Annotated in this window: 8 protein-coding genes and 2 pseudogenes; 5 read left to right on the top strand and 5 right to left on the bottom strand. The window is 64.0% G+C overall.

Translation table 11 applies throughout. The features are described 5' to 3' along the window. Window positions 1-41: 41 nt before the first annotated feature. The gene (locus BN2475_RS31435) at window positions 42-476 is read right to left on the bottom strand and encodes a hypothetical protein (RefSeq protein WP_094783285.1); all 435 of its coding nucleotides are present in this window, start codon (window positions 474-476) and stop codon (window positions 42-44) included. Between the two features lie 252 nt (window positions 477-728). Between BN2475_RS31435 and BN2475_RS35995 the strand changes: the two are divergent. Both BN2475_RS35995 and BN2475_RS36660 read left to right on the top strand, forming a co-directional pair. Continuing rightward, window positions 729-899, top strand: a pseudogene (locus BN2475_RS35995) (CDP-alcohol phosphatidyltransferase family protein); the annotation flags it as partial. Window positions 900-901: 2 nt separating this feature from the next. Further along, window positions 902-994 (top strand): annotated as a pseudogene (locus BN2475_RS36660) (YaiI/YqxD family protein); the annotation flags it as partial. 84 nt (window positions 995-1,078) lie between these two features. On the opposite strand, the gene BN2475_RS31445 reads toward BN2475_RS36660, so the two are convergent. Continuing rightward, window positions 1,079-1,825, bottom strand: coding sequence for an SDR family oxidoreductase (locus BN2475_RS31445; protein WP_094783276.1), 747 nt, complete (start codon window positions 1,823-1,825; stop codon window positions 1,079-1,081). A gap of 218 nt (window positions 1,826-2,043) precedes the next feature. Between BN2475_RS31445 and BN2475_RS31450 the strand changes: the two genes are divergently transcribed. Further along, a complete protein-coding gene (locus BN2475_RS31450; RefSeq protein WP_094783277.1) occupies window positions 2,044-3,447 on the top strand; it encodes an MFS transporter in 1,404 nt (467 codons plus the stop codon). Between the two features lie 165 nt (window positions 3,448-3,612). Here the strand turns inward: BN2475_RS31450 and BN2475_RS31455 are convergent, their stop codons facing one another. Next, a complete protein-coding gene (locus BN2475_RS31455) occupies window positions 3,613-4,701 on the bottom strand; it encodes a S1C family serine protease (protein ID WP_094783278.1) in 1,089 nt (362 codons plus the stop codon). 199 nt (window positions 4,702-4,900) lie between these two features. On the opposite strand from BN2475_RS31455, the gene BN2475_RS31460 reads away from it, so the two are divergent. Then, window positions 4,901-5,293 (top strand): VOC family protein, encoded by a 393-nt coding sequence (locus BN2475_RS31460; RefSeq protein ID WP_094783279.1) that lies wholly within the window; start codon window positions 4,901-4,903, stop codon window positions 5,291-5,293. A 180-nt stretch (window positions 5,294-5,473) separates the two neighbouring features. Beyond that, complete coding sequence (gene ppk2 / locus BN2475_RS31465) at window positions 5,474-6,400, top strand: polyphosphate kinase 2 (RefSeq protein WP_094783280.1); 927 nt, start codon at window positions 5,474-5,476, stop codon at window positions 6,398-6,400. Between the two features lie 104 nt (window positions 6,401-6,504). On the opposite strand, the gene BN2475_RS31470 is transcribed toward ppk2, so the two are convergent. Both BN2475_RS31470 and BN2475_RS31475 read right to left on the bottom strand, forming a co-directional pair. Further along, window positions 6,505-8,091, bottom strand: coding sequence for an inorganic phosphate transporter (locus BN2475_RS31470; RefSeq protein WP_094783281.1), 1,587 nt, complete (start codon window positions 8,089-8,091; stop codon window positions 6,505-6,507). A gap of 349 nt (window positions 8,092-8,440) precedes the next feature. Beyond that, the gene (locus BN2475_RS31475) at window positions 8,441-9,034 is read right to left on the bottom strand and encodes a short chain dehydrogenase (RefSeq protein WP_094783282.1); all 594 of its coding nucleotides are present in this window, start codon (window positions 9,032-9,034) and stop codon (window positions 8,441-8,443) included. Window positions 9,035-9,082 lie beyond the last annotated feature (48 nt).

Consider the following 9,082-nt stretch of genomic DNA (forward strand, 5'->3'; position numbering starts at 1 on the left):
TGCACGAGTCATTCGCGCAACGCGAAGCCTGCCTTCGAGCCTTAGCTTCGCTTGCAGAAAATCGCCGTGACGAGCGGGGCGACGTGATGCACGATCGCCGTGCTGCCGCTGCCGGCAACCGCGCTCTGCACTTTAGACTCGCTGCCGAATACGACGACACCGTAGGCCGAGCGCGCGAGCGGCTCGCCATCACCGACGCGGAACATCGGGTCGTCTTTCTCGTAGCCGACCACCGCGAACACATGAAAGCCGTACGCGGTCAGATCTGCGCCGGACACCGGCGAAAACGCATTGATCGAATTGTGTTCGACGCGCGTGGGCGTCGGATCGATCATCTGTTGCTGCGCGAGATCGGCAATGAACTGATGCCCGCTTTCGTTGCAGGTGAGCGGCGTGTCGAGCGCCGCGGCGAAACTGCTGGGCGACAACGCGGCGGCCGCGAGAAAAAGGAGTACAGAACAAATAAAACGTTTCATGAGCGTGAGCGGCAACCCTGTTCAGTGTAGTGGCTTTGCAATGGGTGACGGCGTGCCGCCGGGGCCCGAAAGACGTTGCGCATCGAACGGGATGCCTATTAATTGCGCAACTGGGTTCGCACTTTAACGCGATTCAGCAAATCCTGCTTAGCGCTTGCCATGCGGAGGTAACGAGCGAATTGGGGAGTGAACCCAGAAAACGTATTACGGAAAGAAAGCAAGCCGTTTGGATCCCGTATATATTTCCGGCCTATTGACTTCGCAACCCCAACCCCAATCAATGTTCCGGCGCCTCGCACATGGGACGGCCGGCTCACGCGCCGACTTGTGACTCCGCTGGTGAATTCGTGGGTCACGCCGAACCACCTCACCACGCTGAGCCTGCTCGTCGGGCTAGCCGGCGCGCGGTGCCTGGCTCACGGCGAATCGACACGGGTGGCCCGGCACCCTTCAGCACGCGCGACAGCAAAGCGTTTGCGGGCCAACTCGACCGGTTCATCGCACGTCACGGCACGCCGCCCCGCCCCGCGGGACCGACTGATATCTGCAAGCGTTTGCGCGTCGCAATGGGACGCGAATTGCCCGGAGCCCTGCGATCAACCTTATTTAGCCTGCGCAAGCCACTGATCGAGACTGATGCGGCCGATCCGCGCATCGCCGAGCGGCACGAGCGACTGTTCCTCGACAAGGCCGCCGTAGTACCGCGCATCGCGATCCGTCACTACTGGGCGTGTGTCGCCGACCGATTTCAGATAACGCGCGACGATCTCGGCGAAGGGCGCACGGTCTGGGCCGGCGATCTCGACTGTGCCGTTCAGCGGCGCGCCGAGCGCGGCTTGCGCGAGGGCCGCCGCGACGTCGTCCGCGGCAATCGGCTGAAACAGTCCGTCACCGACGCGCACCGTGCCGCCGTCCGTGCTGAAATCCGCGATACCGCCGATGAACTCCATGAACTGAGTCGCGCGCACGATCGTGTACGGCACGCCCGCCGCTTCGATCGCCTCTTCCTGCGCGACCTTGGCAACGAAATACGCGTTCTCCGGCGTACGGTCGCAGCCGACGATCGATAGCGCGACGTGATGGCGTACCCCTGCCGCCACTTCAGCCTTGCCGAGGTTGCGCGTCGAGGTTCGGAAGAAGTCGAGCACCGCTTGCGGCTCCCATGACGGCGCATTCGTCACATCCACGACGACGTCCGCGTCCGTGAGCGCGTTGCTCAGGCCTTCGCCCGTAACGGCGTTCACGCCGCTTCGCGGCGACGCGGCGAGCGCTTCATGGCCAGCCTCGCTGAGCAGCGTGACGAGACGCGACCCGATAAGGCCGGAACCACCCATTACGACGATCTTCATGGCAGATTCTCCACATGAAAAGTGATGAACACGCGAGTACGCCTGGCGGGTGTCGTATGGCGTCAAAGTGTTCGCCGCGGTCGCATCGCGTGAGGCTATTGTGGCTGTCTTTCCACTCTCACGAAACGTGATCGAGTCTCACGAATTCCGTTTTCCTACCGCTGCGATGCCATAATCGACGCTTTACATCAACGGCCTGGCTGGCCGTCGTCATGCCAATGCCCCTCGCTTTAGGCACTTTCATCGTTCCACTGATCGTCGCGTGCGCGATGTTCATGGAAAACGTCGACGGCACGGTCATCGTGACGTCGCTGCCAGTCCTGGCGCGCGATCTCGGTCAGGATCCCATCACCCTCAAGCTCGCCGTCACCGCCTATGTGATCGGCCTCGGCGTCTTCATACCGATCTGCGGCTGGGTGGCCGACCGTTTCGGTTCACGCACGGTGTTTCGCACGGCGATCGGTATCTTCATGGCCGGCTCGCTGATGTGCGCGGCCTCCACGTCGCTCGGCACGTTCGTGGCTGCGCGTTTCGTGCAGGGGATCGGCGGCGCGATGATGGTGCCGGTGGGCCGCATCATCATTTTCCGCTCGGTGCCGAAATCCGACTTCATCCGCGCGGTCAACTATCTGACGGTGCCGGCGTTGCTTGGGCCCGTGGTCGGGCCGCCGCTCGGCGGCTTCATCACGACGTATCTGCACTGGCGTCTGATCTTCGTCATCAATATTCCGATCGGTCTGCTGGGCATCTGGCTCGCGAACAAACACATCGCCGAGGTGCGCGAAGCGCATCCGGGCCGGCTCGACTGGATCGGTTTCGTGCTATCCGCGAGCGGGGCGTCGCTGTTCATGCTGGGGCTTTCGCTGGTGGGCGGCGAACTGGTGCCGGGCAAGGTGTCGCTCAGCATGTGCGCGTCCGGCGTGATGCTGCTGGCCCTTTACGTGCTGTACGCGAGCCGCGTCGAATTGCCGGTGCTCGATCTGCGGCTGCTGCGCATTCCGAGTTTTCACGCGAGCGTGGCGGGCGGCTCGCTGTTTCGCATTGGGCTCGGGGCGGTGCCGTTTCTGTTGCCGCTCGCGTTGCAGGAAGGCCTGGGCACGACGGCGTTCAAGGCAGGGTCGATCACGTGCGCATCCGCGTTCGGGTCGATCTTCATGAAGACCATGGCATCGCGCATACTCGAGCGCTTCGGGTTTCGCACCGTGCTGATGTTCAACGCGGGCTGCGCGGGCGTTGCGATCGCAGTGTACGGTCTGTTCTTTCCCGGCACGCCGCACTGGTTGATCTGGTGTGTCGTGCTGTTCGGCGGGTTCTTTCCTTCGTTGCAGTTCACGTCGTTGAATACGCTGGCCTACGCGGATATCGCGGGCAGCGACGTGGGCCGCGCGACCAGTGTCGCGAGCGTGATTCAGCAGATGTCGCTGGGACTTGGCGTGACGATCGCCGGCATCGTGCTGCAAATCTCGCACAACCTGCAGGGTCATTCGAGCATCGTCTTCTCCGACTTCTGGCCGGCGTTCCTCGTGGTCGGGCTGTTCTCGTTCATGTCGATTCCCGTCACCGCGCGTCTGCCGCCAGGCGCGGGCGATGAAATTGCGCGCGGCAGTCGCGGGTCCGCATGACGGGTTGGCGAGGGCTTGCGTGCGGCCTCATCATGAGCCTTGGCGCGACTTCTGCGTAAGTGCGTTGAACGCGTTCAATGCGTTGCCGCCGTTGACTTCGCCGACGCCCCGCGTGCCGCGCCGAACGCCGTCACCTTGCTGCGCGCTCAATGCGGATGCGCTACCTCAACCGGCCTGCTCGACCGGCGTCAGCGTCAGTTCGAGCCGTTGCGCGCCGCGCAGCACCGTCACGCTGACGGGTCTGTCGATCCGCGACGCGTCGAGCGTGCGCTGCAGGCTGTCGACATCCTGCACCGCCTGCGTGTCGATCGCGACGATCGTATCGTCGGTGCGCAAACCGCCGAGCGCAGCCGGGCTGCCTTTGACGATTTCCATCACGTGCACGCCGCTTTCCGTGCGCAAACCGAAATATCGCTGCACGCGGCGCGACAGCGGCGTCGTGGTGCCGGCCACGCCGATATAAGCGCGCCGCACGCGGCCGTGCGCGAAGATCTGCATGATGACCCACTTGGCCGTATCGATCGCGGTTGCGAAGCAGATGGCCTGCGCGCCCGGGATGATCGCGGTGTTCACGCCGATCACCTGGCCCGCCGAATTGATCAGCGGACCGCCCGAGTTGCCCGGATTGAGCGCCGCGTCGGTCTGGATCACATCGTAGATCATGCGGCCGGAGGTCGAGCGTAGCGAGCGGCCGAGTGCCGACACCACGCCGGTCGTCACGGTTTGCGCGAGGCCGAGCGGATTGCCCACGGCGATCGCGATCTGCCCGACGCGCAGCTTCGACGATTCGCCGAGCTCGACGTGCGGCATCGGCTCGGGCGAGCCGATGCGCAACACCGCCAGATCGCTGCCGGGATCGTCGCCGACCAGATCGGCGTCGAATTTCGCGCCATCGGCGAGCGTCACCTGTATGTGCGTGGCGCCATGGACCACATGGCTGTTGGTGAGCAGGTAGCCGTCGGGCGTGAACAGGAAGCCCGAGCCGGTGCCGCCACGCGTGTCGCGGCCATGCCCGGAAGGCTCGCCGGGCAGCCGGCGGTCGACCGCAATGAAGGCGACGGCCTGCTGAACGCGTTCCAATGCGCCGATCACGGTGCGCGAATAGGCGTCGAGCAGGGCGTCGTCGGATAAAGGGTTGAGTGAAGCGGGGTTGAGTGAGGCGGGGTTGAGTGAATCGGCGTTGCGTGAATCTGGCCCGGGGGCGTCGGATGCGGCGCGCGACAGGTCATCGATGAAGCGTGGGCGGCTTCCCATGGCGATGCTCCGGATGAACGGGCTCGCAGATGCAGGGCGTGGCCGGGGTTTTCAAGGGCGGCCGCGGCGCAGGACTGGAGCGCGGTGTGAGACACTTTCTTCATCCATGGGCAGGCGCGCTGTGGCCAGCGGCCTGGCGCGGCGAGCTGGCTGACGCCGCGCTTCGCCTGCGCGCACCACTTCGCGAAGGAGACACGCCATGCTCCCGTCCACTGCCACTCCCGATGCATCGCCGCAACCACGCATCGAGTCGCTCAGCGCGATCACGCTCGCCACTCGCGACATGTCGCGCGCCGTGAGTTTCTACGAAGCACTCGGCTTCCCGCTCAAATACGGCGGCCCCCATGATGCCTTCACGTCGTTCGCGTTCGGCGGATCGTATCTGAACCTGATCGTCGACATGCGCGCGCCGGTCAACTGGTGGGGCCGCGTGATCATCTACGTGTCGGATGTCGACGCGCTCTATCGCAAGGCCGTCGCAGCGGGATTGAAGCCGTCGCTCGAACCGTCCGATGCGCCGTGGGGCGAGCGCTATTTTCACATCACCGATCCGGACGGCCACGAGCTCAGTTTCGCGCGGCCGTTGCGCTAGCGCCGGGCGGGCGCGCAAAACTCGCTATCATGAACGAGCGAGAGTGCCTGCGCGGCGCGCGCTGGCCGCCAGACAGCCGCGGCGTTAATACGGCTGACACCTGGCGCTTCGATAATCGAACGCGTTCGCGTCGCGCCTGCCGCCGCGTGCCAAATCATTTCTGTTGCCGGGAGAGCCGCGATGAAGGAGCAGGATCAGAGAGCTGAAGCCGAATGGCTGGCGGAGCGACAGCGCCGGTTCGAGGAAGACTTGATCGACGCGTACGACGAGGAACTCGAGATGGAGGTCGACGACCGCATCGTCGACGGCACGCGCGGCTTCACACCGGAGCATCGCGAAGCGCGCAAGCTGTACTTCCGCGAACTGTTCCGCCTGCAGGGCGAGCTCGTCAAACTGCAGGACTGGATCGTGCAGACGGGTCATCGTCTCGTGGTCATATTCGAGGGGCGTGATGCAGCGGGCAAGGGCGGCGCGATCAAGCGCATCACGCAGCGACTCAATCCGCGCGTGTGCCGCGTGGCGGCGTTGCCCGCGCCGAACAATCGCGAGCGCACCCAGTGGTATTTCCAGCGCTATGTATCGCATCTGCCGGCGGGCGGTGAAATGGTGCTGTTCGATCGCAGCTGGTACAACCGCGCGGGCGTCGAACGGGTGATGAACTTTTGCAGCGACGAGGAGTACGAAGAATTCTTCCGCTCGGTGCCGGAATTCGAAAAGATGCTGGTGCGCAGCGGCGTGCAGATTCTCAAGTACTGGTTTTCGATTACCGACGAAGAGCAGGAGATCCGCTTTCAGAACCGCATTCACGACCCGCTGAAACAGTGGAAGCTCAGTCCGATGGATCTCGAAAGCCGGCGCCGCTGGGAAGCCTATACGCAGGCCAAGGAAGTGATGCTGCAGCGCTCGCATATTCCCGAGGCGCCATGGTGGGTCGTGCAGGCCGTCGACAAGAAGCGCGCGCGGCTGAACTGCATTCAACATCTGTTGAGCCAGGTGCCGTATCACGAGATCGAGCATCCGCTGATCGAATTGCCGGCGCGCGTCTATCACGAGGAGTACAGCCGCCAGCCGGTGCCGGATTCGATGATCGTGCCCGAAGTGTATTGAGCGGACGATTGTCGGCATGATGAAAAAAGCGCGGCATGTGTGAACTGACCGCGCTTTTTTTATGCAGCGACCGGTCGCGTGACCGGCTCTTCTACCCGGCGACCCTAGAACAGCATCCGGAACACCCAGTACAGGCCCGCCGCCAATGCGATCGAAGCGGGCAGCGTCAGCACCCAGGCGAGGATCAGGCTGCGCACCGTGCTCCATTGCAGGCCGGAACCGTTGGCCGCCATCGTGCCGGCCACGCCCGAGGACAGCACGTGCGTCGTCGAGACCGGCAAGCCGTACACGTCGGCGGCGCCGATCGTCACCATCGCCACCATTTCAGCCGCTGCGCCCTGTCCGTACGTCAGATGCTGCTTGCCGATTTTTTCGCCGACCGTGACGACGATGCGCTTCCATCCGACCATCGTGCCCAGGCCCAGCGCGATGGCCACGGCGACCTTGACCCAGGTCGGAATGAACTTGGTCGCATGATCGGTTTGCTTCTTGAAGTTGTTGATGATCTTGGCGTGCTCCGGCGCGAAGGCCGGCTGCCCGGTTTTATCCATCAGGCGGATCGCTTCGGACGCGATGTACATGTTGTTGCGCACGTTATCGACAACGCTCTGCGGCACGGCGGCAAGCGACCCCGACTCGGCGACCTCCTGGCCGATCTGCCCGACCAATTGCTGCAAGCCCGGCAGCGTGGCGGGCGTCAACTGCCGGGTGCGCACGAATGCTTCGACATCGTCGCGCGGATTCGCGGAAGGCGCGAGGCCCTGGGTGTAATGGGCGAGCGTCGCGGCGGTCTGCTGCGCGACCGCGACGAAGGTTTGCGTTTCCGCGGGCGTGACCGCCTTGTTCAGCGCATACGCGGTCGGCACGGTGCCGATCAGGATCAGCATGATGAGGCCCATGCCCTTCTGGCCGTCGTTCGAACCGTGTGCGAACGACACGCCCGTGCAGGTCAGAATCAGCAGGCAGCGAATCCAGAACGGCGGCGGTTCCTTGCCTTTCGGCTCGGCATACAACGCGGGAACGCGCACCACGGCTTTCAGGATCAGCAGCAGCAAACCGGCCGCAAGAAAACCCACCAGCGGCGAAAACAGCAACGACTTGCCGACGCCGAGCGCCTGATTCCAGTCGACGCCACTCGTTCCGTTGGTGCCGTGCATCAACTGATTCATCAGGCCCACGCCGATGATCGAACCGATCAGCGTGTGTGAGCTGGACGACGGCAGTCCGAAATACCAGGTGCCGAGATTCCAGATGATGGCGGCGATCAGCAATGCGAAGACCATCGCGAAACCGGCGCTGCTGCCTACCTGCAGAATCAGTTCGACAGGCAGCAATTGCAGAATGCCGAACGCGACCGCACCGCTCGAAGTCAGCACGCCGAGGAAATTCCACAGGCCGGACCACACCACCGCGAGGTTCGGGGTCAGCGAATGCGTGTAGATCACGGTGGCCACCGCGTTGGCGGTGTCGTGAAAGCCGTTGACGAACTCGAAGCCGAGCGCAATCAGCAGCGCCACGCCGAGCAGCAGATACGGGAGAAACGAACTCTCGCGAACCGGCTGCAGATCGTCCACCAGATGCATCGCACAGTAGACGGCGCCGGCAAAGATCACGACGAAGAAGATGAGGAGACCGATATTGCGCCCTTTGCCGCCTGCTGTGTCGGGTTGCGGATACGAGAGTTCCGGCATGACGTGCGCCTCAAAAGTGTTTTGCGGAGCTCCCGATGCTGCGGGGGCTGTGTGTCCCAATGACGACAATGGCGTGACAACAGGTGAGGCGAGGTTCGGCACCTACGGCGATGGCGGATCGGGATAGTCGCACGTTCGCAAAGCACTGGCACTGGCACTGGCGCTGGCGTGCGGCGGCGCAGCAGGCACCACGCAGGTATGGAGCAGGCACGGCGGAATCGCGATGGCCCGCGAAGCGATCACGAAGCGATCCGAACGCGAACCTGGAGCGAACCTGCAGCGAACCTGCAGCGAACCTGAAGCGAACCTGAAGCGAACCTGAAGCGAACCCAACGCGGCCGTCGAGCGCTCACGACGCCGCGATGACTTCGCCGCTCGCACTCCCGCCCAGACTGCGTTTGTAAGCCTGCGCGACCATCGCGGCCGGCACGCCTTGCGACGGATCGCGGCCCATCGACTCCAGCGTCTCGGCGACCCAGCCCGGGCTGACCACGTTGACCCGAGCCTTGCCGCGCAGCTCGAGCGCCGCCACGCGTGCGAACGCTTCCACCCCCGCATTGACGATGCTCACGGCCGCACTGCCCTCCATCGGCTGCTGGGCGAGCACGCCGCTCGTCAGCGTGAAGCAGCCGCCTTGCGACACGTGCGCCGCGCCGCAACGCACCAGATTGACCTGGCCCATCAGTTTGTTGGCGAGACTGAACGAGAAATCGTCGTCGGAGAGTGATGCGAGCGGCGCGAACCGGGCCGCGCCGGCGACGCAGATGACGGCGTCGAGCGTGCCGGCCTGGTTGTACATCGACTCGATGCCCGGTTTGTCGGACAGGTCCACGTGCAGATCGGAGCCCTTGCGGCTCGCAGTGACGAGTTCGTGTTCGGCCGACAGCAGCTTGACGACCTCGCTGCCCAGCAGACCCGTTGCACCGACGATAAGTATTCGCATACATCCTCCTGATGGTGGGCTGCGTCCGCTCGCGACGGGGCGTTCATT

This window comes from Paraburkholderia ribeironis, assembly GCF_900019265.1.
Taxonomy (GTDB): domain Bacteria; phylum Pseudomonadota; class Gammaproteobacteria; order Burkholderiales; family Burkholderiaceae; genus Paraburkholderia; species Paraburkholderia ribeironis.